Source organism: Sphingomonas sp. Xoc002 (assembly GCF_050408055.1).
Lineage (GTDB): Bacteria > Pseudomonadota > Alphaproteobacteria > Sphingomonadales > Sphingomonadaceae > Sphingomonas > Sphingomonas yabuuchiae.
This window is the reverse complement of record NZ_CP191175.1, coordinates 849,460-869,589: the sequence shown is the minus strand read 5'-3', so window position 1 is coordinate 869,589 and position 20,130 is coordinate 849,460. Positions and strand designations below refer to the sequence as shown.

Below are 20,130 nucleotides of genomic sequence, written 5' to 3'. Positions count from 1 at the left end.
CATCAACGCCTTGCGTGGCACGCATGACCGCAATCATCGTGTCAACTGCTTCGCTTCTGGCAGCTTCCGACTGTAAGACCCACAATCGGCTATTCAGGCACCTTTACTGTTTCCGGTAAGCAGACACTGGTTCATCTCGAACTCAAACGACCGCTTTGTGCCCCAGTAGCGGCCTTCACGAAACAACTCGTGAGCAATCATATTCCTAAGCACCCTTCGAACTTTAGATTGGTCACGGAAGGATCTGCAGCCTACTCGCATTATACCGTCATCCATCCATCAACAGCTAATCAGTCGACTTAGGCAATTTGGCAATCGCCTCCGCAACTGCAGCTAAGCCAGCCGCACCGCTGTGTTGGAAAGCTGCATTTACCTCAGCTTCGAACCGTGTATCGGCGGCACTATTCTCCCAAGCGATATACTTCTCGGCAAACCGCAGAAGATCGCATGCGATGATCGTATACTTTCCCTTTTTAGTTTTTGGAATATAAACTAGGTCCAACCGCAGGATATGATCGGCGAAACTGTCAAAGTGCGGATGCACGAGCCTGAACCCTGCTGAGTCAGCAGGGTAGGTCTTGCGGCCAGCGGTGACTAAAGCTTCTTTGTCAGATTTCGCTACATTACAGTCAGGGCAAGCGGCGGCGAGGTTCTTTGGCGTAAACATAAACCAAGGATATTTGCTACGATCTGCGATGTGTTCGACATCCCAAGAACGATGGTTTTCGGTACCTTGGTGGCGATCACAATAGCAACACCGAGAACTCTGCGCTGTGATATAGTACGCTTTCACGCGCGTCTTCAGCCCGGCCAGAATATCATCTGCCCAATACCCCGGCGCCTTATCCCCGCGAGCAAGCGCGTCGAATGCAGCGACCAGCTGATTATCTGCTTCGCAATAGGCGATTGGTGCTGCGATCACGACATTTCCTCAAGCGACGCGGCCTCATGTAATTCTGCGATCAAGCGGGCGACTGGGCTTTCGGTATCAAGCCGCGGGAGAAATTCGGAAAGCGCTGCCAGAGTGTCGACAAATTCGGTGGACTTGATCTGGCCATCTGCCGCCAACCGGAGAGCCTTGATGATCTCCTCTTTGATATAAAGATTGTTATTTCCCGGTTCATCGAACGCCGTCGCCAGCAGGAAGTCGTACGACTTCCCAGCAAAGCCACTCGCACTCTCGGCCTTACGTCGCTCTGGGTCGAGAGACACAACATTGGCAGCGGCGGGGTTAATGTCGGAAAGAATTATTGGTGAGTGCGTCGCCAGAACGAAGTGACAGCCACCGAACCTAGCAAATGTGCTCGTCAATAGCTCAACGTATCGCGCCTGCCACTCGGGATGTAAGCTGATTTCAGGTTCGTCGACAAACACCAGGCTGTTACGGCTTATAACCGACGCTACACCGAGAAATCCCGTAACGATGCCGAGCTCGCCAGAACTTGCCAAGCGCAAATCCAATACAGCGTTGTCCTGGCTCCGTTGGACCTCGACAGAAGCCATGTGCACGAGGTCGAGACGCCGCAGAAGCTGAATCCGTCGGAACAAATCGTCGTCCCTAGTACGGCCATCGAAATCGGCCAGCAGATTGATTCCCCTCCCGTCGGTCAATCGCGCGAGAACCTCTTGTCCCACCTCTCGCACCTCTTCCAGGGCAACCGGATTGTAGCGCAGTCGGTCAATCGGCCGACGCTGCCGTAGCGGAGGCGCCTCATAGAGTATCTTCTCGATCTGCTCACCCGTCACGAGTTGCTCGAGTAGTCTGCGCCCGCGGCCCAAGGCAAAGTCGTATCGGACTTCGATCCGCGGCAAATAACCGAGAAAAGCGAAGACATCAGCGATGCCATGGCGCCGTTCGTCACTCGATCTGGACGCTTCGAACAATCCCTCCAAAGCGCGAAAGATTGCGGCCGTTGTCGAGGCGCGGCCCGTTCGATCGCGAAGCCCCAAATACGCATAGCGATCGGCCTCGTCGGTATCCTTGCCGTCGGACACGCGACGAATAGAGCGCGATAGTCGAAATTTGTCGAAAGGCGTAGTTGTGAGAGCTATGATCTTTTCGGGCAGCGGAATCTCTGAGTTCGACCAGTGCACGCCGTTTATGGTCGAACGAACCCCACGGCGGTCGTCGATCTCGATCACGCAATGCTTGTCGTCTATTAAGTACTCGATGCGGGAAACTGCTATACTATCGCGACGAGGGCTCCCACCATTGCCAAGCCGTTCAAATACCTCTGCAATGCCGGCCAAGATACGGCTTTTTCCGACTCCGTTCCGGCCAATGACCACTGATACCCAAGATCCCGTCGCACCATCGTCTGACGGTGCGAATTCGACATCGAGTTGTTCGGGTGATGTGAGCATGCTCTGGGACGCTGCCCGACTGTTCCGCATTTCAAACGTGCCAACCGCCCGAAGCAATCTGAATCCCCGCATTCCCCGTCCCCATTGCAATGGTGCTGCGTATCTGGCCCATACCGCCCGCATCTAATCGCCAGTAGATACTAGGTATTTCGTCCGAGTCACTGAGAGATGTGTCCGGGCAGGCTGCATGGCGGTCGCTTTACGCGCGAACGTGAGGGTTATGAATTGCAGAGGCTGCGGCAATCAGGCGAGCCTTCAGCTTCCTGTCAGAACCGGACATTTAAGGTGCCTGATCTGAACGACCGACTCTGGTCGACACATGCAGAAGGCAGAACGCACAGGATGTCATTCGCGGGCCACTTCTCGTCGGCCCATCTTCGGCCATTTGTTCATGGACTAATGTGCCAGGAACGTCCGTAGCCGGTTGTAATCCGGCAAGCCGTGTTGATACGCTGTTCCTGCAATTCGCACCTGTGTGCGACGAAGAGGTAGCCCGCTGGCCCGATCCGGTAGGGCGTAGTGGAGAGCAAGCTTGAACGAGATTGTTGCCCTTGCCATCCACGATTTGGAAAGGCGCGCAGGCGCATATACCACGAAGCTAGCCAAGAAGGAGCTCCCGGTCAGCCCGACGGCCCAGCGCGTGGTCGAAGGCCTTTACGACCTCTACAACCGGAAGGCGTCGAAGTCGCACGGCAAGTTTACCGAGGCGGAGGGATACCCTACGCAGGGCCAGATCCGCGACTACGTCGCTTCCGACCAGCCCGATTTTCTGGCGCTGACCTCGCGCATGATGGAGACCCTTCGCCGGCAGGCCGCGACGAAGAGCGCGTCGGCCGGCGGGCATGTGTTCTTCGCCCAGTTCAAGCGCGAGGCCCGGGACTACCTGCTGGTTGCCATCATCACTGACAAGTTGAGCGCCACGCTCACCGCCAACCTCGACATGGAGGACGTGCAGCATCTCGACCTTGACGGGTTCCGGTTCGCCGGGCGCATCAACCTGACCGGCTGGGCCGCTGGCGAGGAGCGATACATCAGCTTCCTCAAGGGGAAGGGCGACGTATCCGACTACTTCAAGGAGTTCCTAGGCTGCGACTCCGCTGTCCAGGATCGGAAGGACACGGCCGATCTAGTGTCGGCGCTGAAGGACTTCGTCGTCGACAGGAAGATGGGGGACGCGGAGGGAACAGAGTTCCTCGCGCGTGCGAAGGCAATCTGCGAGCGGGCGGGTCGGAGCCGCGAGGAACTCGAGTTCGAGGCACTCGCCAACGAACTGATGCCGAAGGAACCTCAGGCGTTAGTCGATCATCTGTCAGACGGCGAGCGGCGACTGAACGACCGTTTTGTGCCCAACCTGCAGGCGCTACGGGCGCTGGTGCGCTTCAAGGCCAAGACAAAGCAGTGGTCCGTGGAATTCGAGCGTGAGGCGCTAAACGGGGGCGTCGTCCGGTTTGACCCGAAGGTCAATTCGCTGACGCTGCTGGACGTGCCGGCGGAGCTCGTCGCCCAACTCAAGTCCGAGGGGCTGACCGGTGCCTGACGTTTCCTTCGCCGACCTTGTCGAAATCTACCGCCACACGCGGTTCAACGGGCCCGGCGAAGGCGTGCTCACGATCGCGAACCAGGGAATCCTAGACACGCTACTCATTATCGAAGCGGACGCGGATCTCTACGACGTCACCCAGGTCGGGCTCGTGGATGACGTACCGCCGGTGCTCGGCTCCGACGTGCGAGTCACTATCGGGCCGCCGCGACATTCGCTGGGGCTGCTGATTGCAAGCTTCGACGCTTTATTTCAGACGCCGAAGGCGGTTTTCGAGGAGCCGCCCCGCTATTTCGTGATCGACCGAGGCTATGCCGCGGGCGACCCGGTCGTGCCGGAGCCGCTCACCCGCTACCGGGCCGTGCTGGACGTCGTCTCTATCCTGCGAGGGGCCGCGTCTTACGTGGACGAGGTGCAGCGCGAGCTCGTGTTCATCGAGGCCGAGAAGACCACGCTTCCTGTCGCCTTCAAGGTGTCCGATCTTGGGCCCAATGTGCAAGTGCAGGCTGCACGGCTCAAGCGAATCTTCGATGAGCCTCTGCATGGCGGCGAGAAGTCGCAGATCCTTGCCACCGCGGTGGTGCAGCTGGTCGGGGGACAGCGTGCGGCCGTGCGGTTTGGGCATCTGCTTCGAAATCTCGACCTGGTCTCCGACGAGGTTGAAAAGGGCTACCGCCTGTTCGTATCGAGTTTTTCCTACTCCAAAATCCGAGATGACGTGGAGACCGCACGGATCGATTTCGTCGGCAAGATTCATAAGACGATCGTGGATATTCAGGGCCAGCTGCTGGGTATCCCGGTGGCAACTATTGTGGTCGCCTCGCAGCTGAAGAGATCGCACGATTGCGACGTCGCATTCTGGACCAACCTTGCCGTTCTGCTTGGCGCCTGGGTCTTCATAGCCCTGCTTGCGATTGCGATTGTGAACCAGTGGCACACGTTGAGCGTGCTTAAGACGGAGATCGGCCGCCAGCAGCAGCGGCTGGTCGACGACTACGAACTGGTGAGCGGGCAATTCGCCGACCAGTTCGAGGACCTGACGGGACGCATATGGTGGCATCGCGTGGCGCTTGGTGGTGTCGCGGGCGCTGCGGCGCTTGGGGCGCTGCTCGCAACCATAGCCTTTCTGATGCTCACGGCGCGCGGCTCGACCGCCTGTCTCGCCTTCTGGCGTTAGCAGCGCTGACGGTCTGCTAGCCTTAGATGGGACTGAACTGCGAGGGAGAAACGAGGTGCGACGACCGACTTGGGGCGGAAAGCCACCGAAGCAACTGCGGAACCCGTTCGCCGCGAAAGCTGCGCCGGCGCCTGCCGCTCCGCGCCGCTTCGATTTCGAGCAAATCGTCGCGGAGGCGATAGATGCCAGGCGTCTTCTGTCGCTCCGCTATGACGACGATGTGATGGCTCGCACCTTCCAACCAGCAGTCCTTTACCTCCTCGGGCAACAAGGTGTGTGTCGGTGGGCTGCAGATCGGCAACCCGGCCGAGACGAGGGAGAATGTCGAACCGCGAGTGTTTGAGGTCGGCAAGATGAGGTGTGTAGAGGTGACGGACCGGCCGTTCGGCCAGCCCGCTACGTTCGACTGCTTCGATAAGCGCTACGCCGGGGGCATCATCAAGTCGGTATGACGATCGGTCCCACGGCCATCACCGGGATGGAACCGCGACTGTAGGGCGAGTGGGGGCCGCGCGTGCAGCGTAGCTGCAAAAGGCGCACAATTACGAACGGTCTACGCTGAACGAACGGTGATTTGCACGACCTTTGTGCCCGAAAGCGGTCGTTCTGCTCTCCACCAAATTTTTCGTCGAAATGCCTGATGGAGCACTGGCCATCAGGATTACCGTCAATCTGGCGAACTTCAGGATTTGGCTTGTTACGGGCCTTTAAGCTGCGTTTCAGGGCTGGTCACCATTTTGCCGTCTTTGCCTGTATTGACGTATTCCGGTCCAACGATCCTGGCTGCCATCCACTCAGGCACATGCCAGCTAACGGGAAGCGACCGAGCAATCGCTCCGGGTAGTATCGACCAGAGCAGTATTGTCGCCATGGCCGTTGCAGCGCAGCTCCGGCGGAGCAGACGAGACTGGCCTTCCGCCGACTGGCCGCGCTCGACGATGCCATCGATCCGCCCGATCGATCGGGCGATGGTGTCGCGTGCTTCGTCGAGCTTGCGGGCATCTTCGGCCCTGGCACTTGCGGCCGCCTGCACGATCTCTTTGGTGAGTGCGACAGGCGTCAGCGCAACGGCGGGACTGCGCTCGATCCGCTGCAGGGCTTCCTGCGTCGTTTTCAGCTGCGCCATCATCGATCCAAGCGTCGGAGTGTAGTCCGGCATCCGTTCGCGAGCAGCGGTGAGGCCTTCCACGGCGCGGCGCAGCAGACTGATCTCGGCGCGGAGATCTTCGAAGGCGAGCGTGGTCTCGCCGGCGGATACGTCAGTGGGCTGGGTCATGACCGCAGCCTACCGCCCAAGCCCGCGGCCCCGCGAGAGGCCGAGCCAGTTCTGGAGATCTTGGGACAACGAAGCCCCACCGGACGAACGGACTCCGAGTTCCTTCACGCGGTTTCGTAGCAGCGACTCGAGCTGGGGGTCGCGTTCCAAGCTCTTGGCCATGCCGGTCATCGTCTCGCGAACCTCATCGCCGCGCCAGCGCTCGCCGTTCCGGTCGAATGCCGCCGCGCGTCTTGCGTGTCTCGTCCAGTCCTCGACGAACCGGTCAGCACGAAGAGCGCGGTCGCTGCGCATTTTCTCCTCCAGCGCCAATGCGCGAGCAGCCCGCTGATCGCGCATCTCTGCTTCCATCATCATGGCGCGGACGACCTGCGTCGTTCTTCCCTTGGCGGCCTCTTCGATGAGTCCATGATCGCCATTGAAGACAGCGCGAATGTCGCGAACACCGTCGGGACGAACTGCCTTCAGGGCAGAGACCGCCGTATCGAGAGCGGCCTGCTGGTGGGGAAGCGGCTCGAAGCCCTGGCGACGGCTTCGCATGATGTCGGCAACCGCTCGGCCCACCTTTTCGACCGCGTGATCAAGCGGAGATCGCTCGACCTCGTCGCGTGCGATTCGGGTGAGCCTGAGACCGGCGAACGGGTCGCGTGGCTTTGCCGCAGCAACCTCGGCCGATTTGTCCGCGGCCGGGTAATCGGACGCCATGTCCTTGCCCCGCTCGCGCGACAGCGTGGCGGCCAGCCTGTCATGATCGGCAAAGTTGTCCCGGCCATAGTGGAGATCGACGCCGTCACGATGCCGCGACAGCGCGACATAGGCGGCATGCCGGTCGAGCCCCGGCGTCGCCAGCACATGCACCCGGTCGACGGTCATGCCCTGCGCCTTGTGGATGGTCGCAGCATAGCCGTGATCGACAGCGGCATAGTCCTTGAGGTCGAAGGCGACAGCGGTTCCGGTGTCGAGCATCACCGCCATGCGGGTTGCGGTGACGCTCTCGATCCGCCCCAGCGAGCCGTTCTTGACGCCCAGGCTGCGTTCGTTGCGCCCGAACATCACCCGGTCGCCGGCAGCGAAATGCCGCTCGCCTTTCTCGACTTGCAGGGCGACGTCTTCGCCAAGTTCATGCCGCGCACGCAGTCGGCCGCGTGCAGCCTGGTTGAGCAGCGCCACTTCGTCATTGGTGTGGCTGAGAATGATGCGACTAGCGTCAGGCGCTGCTTGGCGCTGTCGATCCCAGCGGTCGATCAGATCGACCCGTGCGGCTTCACGCGTCTCGGCGACATGGATCGCATCATGCTGCTGATACGCCGCAAGTGCCTCGCCAGTCCGCTCAGTAGCGAGCTGGCGCGTCGCCGTGCGCTGCCAGTCTTCGCGCTGGCGGCGAATGTCGGTGATCTCGATACTGCCATGGCGCTCGGCCACGCTGCGGAAAGCAGCGCCGGCTTCGATCGCCTGGAGCTGTTCGGGGTCGCCGACCAGCACGACCTTGGCGCCGTGCTTCTCGGCCTCTGCGATCACCCGCTCAAGCTGGCGCGTGCCGATCATCCCGGCCTCGTCGATGACGAGGATCGACTTGTCGTTGAGCAGCTCGCGCCCTTGCCCCCATTGATGCTCGAGACTGGCGATGGTGCGCGAGGCGATACCCGAGCCGGTTTCGAGGTTCTCGGCCGCGATACCCGACAACGCGAGGCCCTGGACCTGATAGCCGGCACTCTCCCATGCTTCGCGTGCGACGCCCAGCATCGCCGACTTGCCGGTCCCGGCATAGCCGACGACGACACCCAGCCCCTTGCCGCTGGTGACATGATCAAAGGCACTGCGCTGCTCAGGCGACAGGGTCAGCCCGCGCATCTCGGCACGAACCAGCGCCAGCTTGCGATGCTGGTCATTCAGCCCATGGCGACGGCTCGCCTCGAGCTTGACCGTGGCGCGTTCCAGCCGCGCCTCGGTGTCGAGCATGTCGCGGCTGGTGAAGCGCTCCTGGCCGCGTCCGTCCTTGCCGAGCTTGACAAGTTCGGGGGAGGCTCGGACCGCCGCCATCACCTGGTCGAACTGTTCCTCCCCCTCGCTATGGCGATGGATGAGCATTGCCAGGTCGCGGGTGGTGAAGGTCGCCTGGGTGCGGGTGATGGCATCCAGGGCGATGCCCGGATTGGCGAGGATCTTCTTACCGTTGGCGCGGGCAATGGCATGGTGCTCATCGAGCCTCTCACTACTGTGCCCCTGCTCCACCATGCGCGAGGCGGCGGGGCCGATCTTGTGCTGGGGCTCGAGGTCGATGCCCTGCGCTTCCAGGCTGCGGTGATCGACGTGTGCGTCGATGTCGAGTTCGGCCAGCCTGGCATTCACATGGCCTGCCCAGCGTTCGCGCCAGGTCTCGAGCAGATCGGTGCGATTCCAGTCGCGGTTCTTCTTGGCAAAGCCCTCCTCATTCACCTCACGCAGCGCCAGCATGACATGGGCATGGGGCTTGGCCTCGCCGTCTGCACCGATATCCCAATGCACGTTGAGGTCAGCGACCATGCCGCGCGCGACGAACTCGTGGCTAACGAAGTCACGTGCCAGCCGAATGCCTTCCGCCTGGTCGAGCTCACGCGGAATGGCGAACTCGACTTCGCGGGCGAGCTGCGCGTCTTTCCTGACCTCGACGGCCTCGACCGCATTCCACAGCGTCGCCCGGTCGCGCCACGCCTCGGGCGCACCATCGGGCAGCAGCACTTCGGAATGGACGACGCCCGCTTTGTTCGAGAAGTTGTGGTGACGATCGAGCCGCTGATCGTGCAGCCGCGAGGCGGAGCGATAGGCGGCTGCCGCCAGCGCCGACGAACCGTTGGCGCGGGAGATGATCTTGGCGCAGAAATGGTAGATCGCCATGGCGGCGAACCATTTACACCAAACAAGCGACGTCGGCACGACGTATAAGCGCGCCCTTCGAAGATTTCATCTGTCTCGGGACGCGTTCATCCCAAGATATCCCGGCGTATTGCAGCTGATCGAACGTCCCGATAACTGGATCATCCTCGCCCCACAACGGAGGGATGATCCCATGCGCAAACCCCGGGACTATGACGCCGAGCTGAAAGCGCTCGAGGACAAGGCCAGACAGCTGAAGGCCCGCAGGCGTGAGCAGCTGGGCGAGCTGGTCATCGCGACCGGTGCCGACGCGCTGCCGATGGAGCAACTGGCCGGCGCGTTGCTGCTGGCGATGGAGGCGACAGACGAGCGTACAAAGGAGGCGCAGCACACGCGTGGGGCGGCGTTCTTTCGCGCGAAATCCGGCGCACGCCAAGGCGCTCGCCGTAACGACAGCAGCCCTGCGACGGACAGCGGTTCTCCGCGCCCGACTCCAGCTGCGTCGGGCGCGGCATGAGACGCGCGAGTGGCAAGTGAAGCGGCGCGAGCGCACCCGTCAGCTGATCGAACTAGGCGGCCTTGTCGCCAAGGCAGGGCTCATCGATCTGACCGACGACGACCGCGCGCTGATCTATGGTGCACTCATCGATGTGGCGGGCAGGCTGCGCGGCGAAGACAGCGATCGCTACCGTCTGATCTGGACACGGCGCGGACGCCGCGCCTTCTCCGAAGATGCGAGCGCTGGCTGACGAACGTCAGGCCTGCGCGAGCCGCTTTTCACAGGTCTCTTTGACGATCTGCTGGAGTAGCTCGACGCGTTCGGCCAGCCATTCGAGTTCGGCCGGAGTCACCTTGTAATGGGCTGAGTAGCGCGCGTTGACATAGGCCTGGCGCAGCAGCTCGAAACAGCGCTGCGCGAACTTGGTGTCGCGCGGCCAGACGGCGATGAGCTCATGCACGAGCGGCTCGGCCTGACTGCGCAGGAAGTTCAGCTTGTGCGACTTGGGGCTGTACAGCGTCAGGGTCAGCAGCAGGCAGTGGTAGAAGCGTTCGGTCGACTGATGAAATTCGAATGCAGCGATTTTTGCGCGGCCATTGGCAGCGGCAAATTTGGCCTGTTCAAGAAAGCCAACTGCGCTCGGATACCACTCTGCATAATGCTTTCGCGCTTCAACTAACGCAGCTTTCGGATCCAGCGGTTTCGGCGTGACGAACGGAAAGTCCTCAACCTCATATAGGACGATGCCCTGGTCGATCGCGTCGATGAAGAACGGGCGGCCTTGCGTCAGCTGATTGTTCACATCGGCAAGGCTGTGGACGATGAAGCTGACCGGCGCGCTGATGCGCTTGGAGATCGTCACCTCGCGGACGAACTGGTCGTCAGCCTTGGCCCAGAACTCGCCCGGCTCGGTCAGCCGTTCGTCGCTGACGACGACGAGGATGTCATAGTCGGACTGGTAGCCGCCGATCGGATCATCGACCCAGTCGCCGCGCGCGTATGATCCGTAGAGGATGACCTTGAGGATGCGACCCTGCCGGCGCCACTTCTGCGTCGACAGCGAGGTCGCCTGCTCGAACTCGGCGAACAGCACTTCGACGATCCGGTCTAGATCGCGGCGCTTCTTGTCGGGCAGATGAGCAACGTCGTCGCGCATGATCCTATTCCTAGCGAACCGTTACGGATGCGTACATCCTTTGTACTCATGAGAGGCCGACGCTCGCTTCATGGCGGGGCATCGTCCGCATCCACCAGCGCGACGAGGATGCGGACGATGACCCGTTCAACGTCCTGCGCGGTGCAGCCATGGCGAGATGCCGCTTCGTCATAATTCAGCCCGTCGATCCGCACGCTGGCGAAGATCGCACGGTCACCCGGCGGCAATGCGTTCCAGGCGCGCCAGCGCGCCTGGAATTGCAGGTCTCGCGTCATGACGGCTGCCCCTCATCCGCTGCGAAGCCGAGCAGATAGTCCGCTGCCTTGCTGGCCGCGCTCGCGGCCCGGAAGATGGCCTTGTTGTCGTGCCGCAGCACCTCGAGCCATGAGCTGACATAGTCGGCATGCCGCACTGTCGGTTGGATCGACAGCGACGCACAGGCAAAGGCGCTAGCCATCTCAGCGACAAGCTCTTCGCGCGCATAACTGGCGCTGCCGAATGCGCCCGTCTGGTCACGATTCAATCGCGTCTGGTGACCCGTCCAATGGCCGAGCTCGTGCAGTGCGGTGCGATACCAGTTGATCGGCTCATGAAAGGCCGCGACCGGCGGCACTGCAACATAGTCGGCAGCCGGGTGATAATAGGCCTGGTCACCGCCGATCCGCACATCCGCGCCGCTGGCGTCGATAAGCGCCGCGACCTCGGGCAGGATCTCAATCTCGGGCCGGACCTCTGCTGCTTGCGTCAACGTCTCGGGCAGGCCTTCGCATTGGTCGATGTTGAAGACCGTGAAGCGCTTGAGGAAAGCAATGGTGCGCGCCTCCTGCTCGTCCTCGTGTGCGCTGTCATCCTTGCTTTTCGGCGTGAAGCGGTCGGCATAACAGACGGTGGTGCCACGCTCGCCCTTGCGAACATTGCCGCCCGCCGCTTGCGCCTGGCGGTAGGTCAGCCAGCGTTGTGAACTGTAACCGTCCTCGATGACCCTGGCCCACAGGATCAGGACGTTGATCCCGGAATAACGCCGCCCGGTCATCCCGTTTGCTGGCATGGTGCAGGCACAAGCCGCGCTATCCCAAGGCTGCACCCAGGGCAGCCGCCCTTCCTCCAGTTCGGCAATTACACGGGCCGTCACCTCGGCATAGAGGGTTTGACGTTGATCGATGGTCCTGGACATGGTCCTCACTCCTTCAAAACCACCGCAGCCCGGCCGGAATGGCGAGGGTGGGCGGCAGGAGCGGACCAACAGTCCCGCCGAAATGAGGCGGGCTGCACCCGTAGGGCCGAAACGAAGAGGAGGACCGGCGCAGCCGGTTGCAGCACGCCGCGGCGGGACTACAGGCCGTGACGCCCACCCTCGCCAGACGCGCCCGGCGCGTCACGCCAGCGTGGGGGTTACCCCGCGCTGTCCGCTGACGGTGCGCCATGCGCACCGTCACCCGTCAGGGATCGCAACCCGCACGGGCCGAGACGGAACGGCTCGGCGCCGCGCCAGCGGCGTAGAGCCCGGTCCTGCGGCATCGCAGGAGACGGCAGCACTCTGCTGTCTGAATGTCCCTCGACAGTGCCGCCGTGACCTCAGTCAGACACTCTTACTGATCAGGCAAAAGCAGGACCTTGGCGGCTCCCATCCCAAGAGCCGCGAGGCAACGCCATGTCCACCAACCCCAACCCCGACCGCATCCTGCGTCTGAAGGCCGTGCTCGACCAAACCGGGCTTTGCCGATCCACCCTCTACCGCAAGATGGCCAACGGCACCTTTCCAAAGAACATCCAGCTCAGCACCCGCTGCGTGGGATGGCGTGCCTCGGCGATCGACGAATGGCTGCGCAACCCGATGTTCTACCATGTTGATGATCATCCTGCGCGATGATCATCTGACGCCACTCAGCCGTCATCCCAGCCATGTTATCTTGCCTGTGATCTGCAGGGAGCATGGCCCCGATGACCGCTCGTGATGGCTGCGGCCGCGACGAACTCTATGACATCGTCTGGACCGAGCCGATGATGCATGCCGCCAAGCGCTTCGGCGTATCCGGCAGCTATCTCGCTCGTGTCTGTGGCATGCTCAACGTGCCGAGGCCGCCGCAGGGCTACTGGGCTAAACTGGCGGTTGGCAAGGCTCAACCGCCCCCGCCTCTGCCAGAGGCCCAGCCCGGTGATCAACTTACCTGGTCTCGCGATATGCAGTGGCCAACGGCTCAGGCCACGTCCCCTCCCCGCATGCCGGCCCCGCCGACAACGACGCGCCGGGTACGGATACCAGCAGGGACTATCCACCGCATGATCAGCGGAGCGCGGCATCATCTCGAAAGCGGTCGGCCAGTCGACAAGTATTCCCATCTCAAACCGCACAAGCGCCTGCTCGTCCACGTGAATGCCTCGGCATCGGGCCTCGAAAAGGCGCTCGCCTTTGCCAATGAGCTCTTCAATGCCTTTGAAGCCAAAGGTCACCGAGTGGTCATGGCCCCGCCAGACGACGAATTATGGGGCCTGTCGGTTGACGACCGCGAAGCTGTCGGCCAGCCGAAGGATCGTTGGAGCGAACGACGCCTGTGGTCCCCTCAGCGTCCAACCGTCGTTTATATCGGGTCAGTGGCCATTGGCCTTGCGATCGTCGAGATGTCCGAGAATGTCGCCGTGCGATACATCGATGGCGGGTATATTCCTGAGCGCGACTATGTCCCGCCCAGACGAGGGGAAACCCGCTATAGTTTCACCACCACGAAAGACATGCCGTCAGGCCGCCTGCGGCTCATCGCCTATTCGCCCTACCACAGCGTCTTCTGGACCAACCAGTGGCAGGAAACCGGCTCGGCAAGCCTCACAGCCAAGATACCCGCCCTCGTCCGCGCCATCGAGGAAATGGCCGCCCAACTGGTGACCCGTATTGAGGAGGCTCGCCTTCGCGCCGAGATCGCCCACCAGAAATGGCTGGCTGAAAAGGAAGCCCGCGATCGGGCTGAGGACAAGAAGCGGATCGAACAGTCCAAGGTCGACAGCGCTGCTCAGCTCGACAAGGTCATCGAGCACTGGACCAGAGCAATGAGCATTCGACGCTTTTTCGATGCTGTGGAAACGCAGCTTGCCGACCTTCCGGAAAGCGATGCACAGACTGCAAGACAACGGCTAGAAAGCGGCCGCGCCTTATTGAAAGGGCAGGACCCTATCGAGGCACTCCTTACCTGGCGAACCCCTAGCGAAATCTACACGCCGCGCTTTGACGGCACGGCGGATGAATGACCGCCCCCACTTCGTGCCTTGCCATGAGAGGATCCTAGCGATCTCCAAAACCAACCGCGTTGATCGTTCGAGCATCAATACAATGTCGGCCTCTGGGACATTCCCGCCGTTCGCACGCGACATGTCGAACGGCGGCTTTTGTCAGGAGATGACGTTCAACGTTAGTTGATCGGGAATTCAGAAGGACAGGAATCGGGCTGGCAGCAGACTGGCAGCTTGAAATTTGAGGCCAAGGACGTGCAAACTTCAGCGACTGACTCCTAGGGTTATGGCGGTGTTCCGGTCAGGAAGTACGTCGGTCCTCCCGACGCCAACCGCACCACCATGGGCTACTATTATCGCCGCAGCGTACTGCACAGGAGTCGGAACTCCCCAACCGTATTCGCAGAACTCCAGTTGGAACATGCAGGCTAGCATTGGCTGGCCGAGTACAAACTTTACGTAAGCACAGTTTCATTACGCAAGCCCCTTTTTGTCCCAAAGGGGTGCACCCACTCTGTTGTCACAAAAGCAAAGCGCTCTTACGATCAGATGGAATCAGAGGGGACCTACATTGGCAAAGCAGCCAGCATCAAAGGGCGGCACATCCCGCATACGATTTATCATGCTCGACGCGGAGATACCGGAAGGTGATTTGAGCGAGATAACGGCAGCTATTCAGAACGCGCTTAAGCCGGCTACAACGATCATCCAGCAGCGACTACCTACCCGAGCTGCCTCTGCCTTGCCCAATGGAATGGTAGACGCCTCAGAGGCTCCGGAGTTGGAAGTAGACGATTTTGAGCAGGAGGCATCAATAGAGCCTCGGACAACAAAACAGTCGCGCGAACCTCGCATCCGCAAACCCCCCTCTATGAAAGTGCTCGATCTAGACCTGACCAGCGCTCCATCTTTCGACGGCTATGCTAACAACCATATGCCTAAAAACGACACCGAGCGAAATCTGGTGGCGCTGGCGTGGTTCAAAGAACACCGTCCCGATCAGGTCGTGACTGCAAATCATGTCTACACGTGCTATCGCGCTATGAAATGGCCGTCCGGCATCGATGATTTTCCGGGCATATTGCGATCACTAAAAGCGCAGCAGCTTGTAAAGAGCGTTGGTCGCGGCGAATATGAGATCAATCATTTGGGCATCGCCCGCGTAGAGAAATTGGGCCCTGCCGGTTGACAAGCATCGCTGACTTCGCCGGGTCAGCACCTGGCTTTTATCGCAAAACCTCGGTCGACCAACTGCTAGCGCTGGCGTGGTTTGTTGAAGCGCGCCAGCAGCGAGCCAGCTTCGACGGCGCGCACATGCGACAATGTTTTAAGGACGTGGGGGTCGATCCACCCGACATGAGCATTTACCTCCCCCGCCTGGCAGCAAAGAAGCCGCCACAGCTTGTGAAGGAAAAGGGGGGCTACAGATTGGCTGGGGTGGTGCGGAGGGCGCTAGACACTCAACTCGGCGGCGAACCAACGGCGGTGGCGGTGGCCAAGGCGCTTACTGATCTTCCGTCCTCGCTGCCCGACCTTGCAGAGCGGGAGTTCCTGACCGAGGCGCTGAACTGCTACCGGGTACGTGCGTATCGGGCCGCTGTCATCATGGCGTGGAACCTTACGTACGACCATTTTGTGCGGTGGGTTTTCGCAGACGCGGGTCGCCTCGCATCTATGAACGGTGGCATCGCCGCCAAGTACCAGAAGAAGCCTCTTACACTCGCTAAGCACGAGGATGCCGACGAATTAAAAGAGTCGGAGTTCATCGAGGCGGCGCGCACTGGCAACCTGCTCGACAAGAATACTGCCCAGATCCTTCGAGAGAAGCTCAACCGACGGAACATGGCGGCCCACCCGTCCCGCGTAGCTATCACCCAGCACTCAGCCGACGAGATGATCACAGACTTGGTAACGAACGTGATCCTCAAGCTGGTCTAGGCGCGAAGGGCCACGACGTTAGCGCCGCTGGTCTTAGCCGCCGCCACCCGACCATGCTGCTCCATGCAATCGCCGATCTGTTGCACCTCGGAATGGAGCCAGCCCAGGTTGGTACGGGCGGCGACTAACGACCGAATGACGGCCTTTGGAATCGCCCACTGGTCACTGGTCGGCCGGACGGCTGCTGCTGAGGCGCCTTGCCGACAATCGGCTTATGAGCAGCCCAACGGCAGCTTCTGACAGGAGGAGACGCTCGCGGTGGCTGACATAAGCGACCGGGTCTGGTCGATGGCTGCCGCGCCAGCGACTAGGACGGCAACTCCGGCCCGCCCCTTTCAACCGCCGGGCATAGTGACTTTTCGAGGCCGTCCTATCACCTTCTTCGCGGTCGCCCCCTTCCCTGAGCATACGTGCTGCGCCCACTTCGCCATTAGGTCCCGGCGCTTCTCGAAGAAGTCTGTTCGCCGATAAGCGGCTTCTACTGCATTGGGGATTCGGTGCGCCAACGCCTTCTCGGTCACTTCCTTCGGGACATTGGTGCATTCGGCAGCCCAATCGGCAAAGCTGCTCCTGAAACCGTGAACCGTGATGGTGTCGATCTTGGCGTCGCGGATTGCCTTCAGCATCGTAACGTCGCTGATCGGTGCCTTGCCTCTGGCACTGAAAAGATACTGATCATCGATCGAGCCGGTCGCGAGCGCTTCATGCTCTTTCTGCAGGCGGCGAAGAAGAGCTACCGCCGGTTCAGACAGCGGCACGAGATGCGGTAGCTTCATTTTCATGCGAGACGCCGGGATCGACCATATCCCCCTGTCGAGATCGAATTCACGCCATGTCGCGAGCCGCGCCTCGTTCGAACGAACTGCCGTGAGGATCGTGAGCTTCAGCGCATCGCGGCCAACGCTGTTCGCCTCAGCCACCAACTGCGACCAGAAGGCGGGGACATCCGCGTATGGCATTGCTGCCCGGTGGGTTACCTGCTGCTGTTGCCTCGGCAGGCCTCGCGTTACCGAACGCAGCGACACTTCGGCCGGGATGTACCCCTTGATGTGCGCGAAATCGAGAACGGCCCCAATCCGCTGCAGGATACGACGCGCTGTGTCCGGGATCGTCAGCCAGATCGGCTCGAGCACCAGCAGCACTTCCTTGGTGCCGATCGCGTCGATCCGCTTTGTGCCGATTTCTGGAAACACATGGTTCTCAAGGCTGGACAGCCAGGAGGCATGCCGCCGATCTTTCCAGCCGCCGCTCAGGGCTTCATAGCACCGCCGCGCTACGATCTCGAAGGTGGGGACGTTGGCGCGCCGCAGCCCCCTTTCCTTCACGGGGTCGAGGCCAGCCCTTACCATCTTGCGCAGTTCCGCTGCGCGGCAGCGCGCCTCAGCTAGCGAGACATCGTGAACAGGCCCCAGGCCGAAATCCCGGCGGTGACCTTTGAACTGCATCCGCAGCACCCAGGATCGCGATCCCGTAGGCCGCACGACAAGACATAACCCGTGTGCATCAAAGTGCCGCCCAGGCCCAAGGGTTTTCACCTTCAATACAGTCAAACGCATGTCAGGATTCCCTACAAATCCTGTACCCCCTGCCCTCCCCCATATTGTTTGCAATTTTAGGGATAACAGTGGAACAGCCATGAACAATCAAAGCACAGCACCCGGTTATATCTCAATATGTTGAGACTAAATGGCACGCTCTGCTAAGGCCGTTCTCTATCCGTAGGGGTCACCACTTCGGCGATATGTCGCGAAGTTCGATGAAGTCGGTGGAAATCATGAAATTCCGGAAAGCCGATCGGTTGACGACGTGGGTCGTACCGACCTTCGGATACGCCCTTATTTCCCTCCCCCCTGTCAAGGGGAGAGGAAAGAATGGGGCGCAACGAACGTCGATCGCCGCCCGTCAGAAATCGACATTGGCCGACAGCCACAACCGGCGACCTTCCTGATTGATCGCATAGGCGGGCGTGAAGATGGTGTTCGCGCCGCTGCGATAGGATTCGTACACGGCATAATCGGTGTCGAAGATGTTGTAGATCGCCGCCGACAGACGGAATGCGTCCGTCACCTGATACGCGCCGCCGATGTGGAACAGCTCGTAACCGCGGAAATCGCCGAGCGCGCGCTGCTGGTCGTTATTGCCGCGATACCGGCGCGACCGGATTTCGGCGCGGGTCCACAGGTTCGCCTTGTCGGTCACCTTCCATCGCAGATTGCCGTTCAGCATGTGCTTGGGAATACCGATCAGCGGTCGCCCCTGGTCCGCGCCGCTCAACTGCTCGGTCTCGGTATAGGTGTAGTTGGCGGTCAGCGAGACGGCGCGGCTGAACGCGATCTTGCCCGCCGCCTCGATGCCGCGTGCCCGCGCCTTATCGATGTTCACCGACTGGCTGAACAGGTCGACCGCCGGGAACGGTCCGACGTCGAGGCAGTTCGGCCGGTTCGGATTGCCGGCAAACCGGCAGTTGGGAATGCCCGGCCCGGCGGCGATCTTGTCGGTGAAGTCGTTGTTGAACAGCGTGACGTTGCCGCTGAACAGCCCCTTGTCGTCATAATAGACGCCGGCTTCATAGCTGGTGCTGGTTTCGGGAACGAGGTTCGGCGTGCCGAGCAGCGGCGTGCGTCCCTGATTGCCGAAACCGATGATCCCCTCGGCGATCTGTTCGACGCGCGGCGTCTTGAAACCGCGACTGACGCCGCCCTTCACGGTCAGCGCGTCGTTGATGTTCCACACCGCATAGGCGCGCGGCGACCATTTGTTGCCGAAGGTCGAGTGATCGTCATAGCGCACGCCGCCGGTCAGGTTGAAACCCTCGGTCAGGGTCACGGTCGCTTCGGCGAACCCGGCCCATTGGGTGAAGGCGAAGGGCTCGGGTGCGACCCCCTCGACCATGCGCGCGCGCCAATATTGGCCACCCAGGGTGAAGGCGACCGGCCCCTGCTTGCCTGCGAACCGGGAGTCGATGATGTCGTTGCGTGCCTGCAACTCGCGCGGGTTGCCCGGCACCTTGCCCGGCGTGCCTCGGGGGATTAGGCGACCGATCGTCTCGGTCTCGTTGCGGGTCAGGGTCGTGTCGAGCGTGCCCAGCCCGGTCCGCCAGCTATGCGCGACGACATAGTTGGAACGGTTGAACCGCTGCTCCGGCGCATAGCCGCCCGACCCCAGCGTGCCGAGCCGCCCTTCGCTATTGTCATAGCTTTGCGTGTTGCGGTCATATTCGATCCACAGATCGTGATCGGCATGCGGCGTCAGCGACAGGCGTCCGCCATAATTATAGATGTCGGCGCGCACCGGATTGCGGCCGAGCGTCAGCGCCGGATTGCCGGGGATCGGAATGTCCGAACCTTCGCGGTGGAACACGCTGCCCCGCAACGTCAGGCCGAGCAGGTTGCGGATCACCGGCCCCTGCGCAAAGCCGTTCACCGACTGGATGTTGCCGAACCGGTCATCGCCCTGCACCGTGCTTTCGGCGGTGGCGGTGCCGACCCAGTGGCTGCCGACCTTGCGGGTAATGATGTTGATGACCCCGCCCATCGCATCCGACCCGTAGAGCGTCGACATCGGCCCGCGCACGACCTCGATCCGGTCGATCGCCGAGAAGGGCGGCAGGAAGCTGGTGGCGGTTTCGCCGAAGCCGTTGGGCGTGACCCCGCCCGGTGCATTCTGGCGACGCCCGTCGAGCAGGATCAGGGTATAGTCGCTGGGCATGCCACGGATGGAGATGTTCAACCCGCCGGTCTTGCCCGCCTCGCCGCCGACATCGATGCCCTGCACGTCCTGCAACGCCTCCGCCAGACTGCCGAACCGCTTTTCCTCCAGGTTCGCGCGGTCGAGCACGGTGATGCTCGCCGGGGCCTCGATGATGCGCTGCTCGTAACCGGCCGCGGTCACGACCACTTCATGGCCTGCCGTCGCATCGCCCGTGTCGCTGGTCCCCGCCTGCGTCTGCGCACCCGCCGGAGCGATCGCCACGGCCCATGCCATGGCCAATCCCGAGACCACTGCCCCCATTCGTACTACCATTACGCCCCCTGTTACTCTTGCGAGTGATTAGCATTCGCGGTCGACTGCGATATCGGGGTGTCCATGGTCAACCCGGACGGGA

17 protein-coding genes are annotated in these 20,130 nt (G+C 61.4%); 8 read left to right on the top strand and 9 right to left on the bottom strand.

Annotated features, from left to right (window positions below; genetic code table 11):
- Positions 1-286: 286 nt before the first annotated feature.
- Positions 287-922 (bottom strand): HNH endonuclease, encoded by a 636-nt coding sequence (locus ACQR50_RS04185; RefSeq protein ID WP_428969905.1) that lies wholly within the window; start codon positions 920-922, stop codon positions 287-289.
- Positions 919-2,142 carry an AAA family ATPase gene (locus ACQR50_RS04180; protein ID WP_428969904.1) on the bottom strand — a complete coding sequence of 408 codons (1,224 nt, stop codon included), beginning with the start codon at positions 2,140-2,142 and terminating at the stop codon, positions 919-921. The genes ACQR50_RS04185 and ACQR50_RS04180 overlap by 4 nt, the downstream gene beginning before the upstream one ends.
- A gap of 754 nt (positions 2,143-2,896) precedes the next feature.
- Between ACQR50_RS04180 and ACQR50_RS04175 the strand changes: the two genes are divergently transcribed.
- Positions 2,897-3,901 carry a nucleoid-associated protein gene (locus ACQR50_RS04175; protein WP_428969903.1) on the top strand — a complete coding sequence of 335 codons (1,005 nt, stop codon included), beginning with the start codon at positions 2,897-2,899 and terminating at the stop codon, positions 3,899-3,901.
- On the top strand, positions 3,894-5,081 hold the full coding sequence (locus ACQR50_RS04170) for a hypothetical protein (RefSeq protein ID WP_428969902.1): 1,188 nt from the start codon (positions 3,894-3,896) through the stop codon (positions 5,079-5,081). The genes ACQR50_RS04175 and ACQR50_RS04170 overlap by 8 nt, the downstream gene beginning before the upstream one ends.
- Positions 5,082-5,778: 697 nt before the next feature.
- On the opposite strand, the gene ACQR50_RS04165 is transcribed toward ACQR50_RS04170, so the two are convergent.
- On the bottom strand, positions 5,779-6,357 hold the full coding sequence (locus ACQR50_RS04165; RefSeq protein WP_428969901.1) for a hypothetical protein: 579 nt from the start codon (positions 6,355-6,357) through the stop codon (positions 5,779-5,781).
- 9 nt (positions 6,358-6,366) lie between these two features.
- Positions 6,367-9,231, bottom strand: coding sequence for a Ti-type conjugative transfer relaxase TraA (gene traA / locus ACQR50_RS04160; RefSeq protein WP_428969900.1), 2,865 nt, complete (start codon positions 9,229-9,231; stop codon positions 6,367-6,369).
- Between the two features lie 109 nt (positions 9,232-9,340).
- Between traA and ACQR50_RS04155 the strand changes: the two genes are divergently transcribed.
- Both ACQR50_RS04155 and ACQR50_RS04150 read left to right on the top strand, forming a co-directional pair.
- Positions 9,341-9,727 carry a conjugal transfer protein TraD gene (locus ACQR50_RS04155; protein WP_428969899.1) on the top strand — a complete coding sequence of 129 codons (387 nt, stop codon included), beginning with the start codon at positions 9,341-9,343 and terminating at the stop codon, positions 9,725-9,727.
- A 16-nt stretch (positions 9,728-9,743) separates the two neighbouring features.
- Positions 9,744-9,959, top strand: coding sequence for a conjugal transfer protein TraD (locus tag ACQR50_RS04150; protein WP_428969898.1), 216 nt, complete (start codon positions 9,744-9,746; stop codon positions 9,957-9,959).
- A gap of 6 nt (positions 9,960-9,965) precedes the next feature.
- Here the strand turns inward: ACQR50_RS04150 and ACQR50_RS04145 are convergent, their stop codons facing one another.
- The 3 genes from ACQR50_RS04145 to ACQR50_RS04135 all read right to left on the bottom strand — a co-directional run bounded on the left by ACQR50_RS04145 (position 9,966) and on the right by ACQR50_RS04135 (position 12,039).
- Entirely contained in the window at positions 9,966-10,865 is a 900-nt protein-coding gene (locus tag ACQR50_RS04145) for a HEPN domain-containing protein (protein WP_428969897.1), read from the bottom strand.
- Positions 10,866-10,933: 68 nt separating this feature from the next.
- Positions 10,934-11,140: a sigma factor-like helix-turn-helix DNA-binding protein gene (locus ACQR50_RS04140; RefSeq protein WP_428969896.1), complete on the bottom strand. Its 207-nt coding sequence runs from the start codon at positions 11,138-11,140 to the stop codon at positions 10,934-10,936.
- Positions 11,137-12,039, bottom strand: a complete 903-nt coding sequence (locus tag ACQR50_RS04135; RefSeq protein ID WP_428969895.1) for an ArdC family protein — start codon at positions 12,037-12,039, stop codon at positions 11,137-11,139. Before ACQR50_RS04135 ends, ACQR50_RS04140 begins: the two co-directional genes overlap by 4 nt.
- 477 nt (positions 12,040-12,516) lie before the next feature.
- Here ACQR50_RS04135 and ACQR50_RS04130 point away from each other — a divergent pair, with 477 nt between their 5' ends.
- The 4 genes from ACQR50_RS04130 to ACQR50_RS04115 all read left to right on the top strand — a co-directional run bounded on the left by ACQR50_RS04130 (position 12,517) and on the right by ACQR50_RS04115 (position 16,025).
- Entirely contained in the window at positions 12,517-12,735 is a 219-nt protein-coding gene (locus ACQR50_RS04130; RefSeq protein WP_428969894.1) for a helix-turn-helix transcriptional regulator, read from the top strand.
- 62 nt (positions 12,736-12,797) lie between these two features.
- Complete coding sequence (locus ACQR50_RS04125; RefSeq protein ID WP_428969893.1) at positions 12,798-14,105, top strand: hypothetical protein; 1,308 nt, start codon at positions 12,798-12,800, stop codon at positions 14,103-14,105.
- A 604-nt stretch (positions 14,106-14,709) separates the two neighbouring features.
- Positions 14,710-15,276, top strand: a complete 567-nt coding sequence (locus ACQR50_RS04120; protein WP_428969892.1) for a hypothetical protein — start codon at positions 14,710-14,712, stop codon at positions 15,274-15,276.
- Positions 15,273-16,025 carry a hypothetical protein gene (locus tag ACQR50_RS04115; RefSeq protein WP_428969891.1) on the top strand — a complete coding sequence of 251 codons (753 nt, stop codon included), beginning with the start codon at positions 15,273-15,275 and terminating at the stop codon, positions 16,023-16,025. Before ACQR50_RS04120 ends, ACQR50_RS04115 begins: the two co-directional genes overlap by 4 nt.
- Before the next feature lie 335 nt (positions 16,026-16,360).
- On the opposite strand, the gene ACQR50_RS04110 is transcribed toward ACQR50_RS04115, so the two are convergent.
- Positions 16,361-17,581, bottom strand: a complete 1,221-nt coding sequence (locus ACQR50_RS04110) for a tyrosine-type recombinase/integrase (RefSeq protein WP_428969890.1) — start codon at positions 17,579-17,581, stop codon at positions 16,361-16,363.
- Between the two features lie 346 nt (positions 17,582-17,927).
- The gene (locus ACQR50_RS04105) at positions 17,928-20,009 is read right to left on the bottom strand and encodes a TonB-dependent receptor domain-containing protein (RefSeq protein ID WP_428969889.1); all 2,082 of its coding nucleotides are present in this window, start codon (positions 20,007-20,009) and stop codon (positions 17,928-17,930) included.
- Positions 20,010-20,130 lie beyond the last annotated feature (121 nt).

Coding starts and splice junctions, on each gene's coding strand:
- ACQR50_RS04145 (WP_428969897.1), bottom strand. CDS start 10,865: ATGCGCGACGACGTTGCTCATCTGCCCGACAAGAAGCGCCGCGATCTA.
- ACQR50_RS04110 (WP_428969890.1), bottom strand. CDS start 17,581: ATGCGTTTGACTGTATTGAAGGTGAAAACCCTTGGGCCTGGGCGGCAC.
- ACQR50_RS04130 (WP_428969894.1), top strand. CDS start 12,517: ATGTCCACCAACCCCAACCCCGACCGCATCCTGCGTCTGAAGGCCGTG.
- traA (WP_428969900.1), bottom strand. CDS start 9,231: ATGGCGATCTACCATTTCTGCGCCAAGATCATCTCCCGCGCCAACGGT.
- ACQR50_RS04120 (WP_428969892.1), top strand. CDS start 14,710: ATGCTCGACGCGGAGATACCGGAAGGTGATTTGAGCGAGATAACGGCA.
- ACQR50_RS04140 (WP_428969896.1), bottom strand. CDS start 11,140: ATGACGCGAGACCTGCAATTCCAGGCGCGCTGGCGCGCCTGGAACGCA.
- ACQR50_RS04125 (WP_428969893.1), top strand. CDS start 12,798: ATGGCCCCGATGACCGCTCGTGATGGCTGCGGCCGCGACGAACTCTAT.
- ACQR50_RS04135 (WP_428969895.1), bottom strand. CDS start 12,039: ATGTCCAGGACCATCGATCAACGTCAAACCCTCTATGCCGAGGTGACG.
- ACQR50_RS04105 (WP_428969889.1), bottom strand. CDS start 20,009: ATGGCATGGGCCGTGGCGATCGCTCCGGCGGGTGCGCAGACGCAGGCG.
- ACQR50_RS04165 (WP_428969901.1), bottom strand. CDS start 6,357: ATGACCCAGCCCACTGACGTATCCGCCGGCGAGACCACGCTCGCCTTC.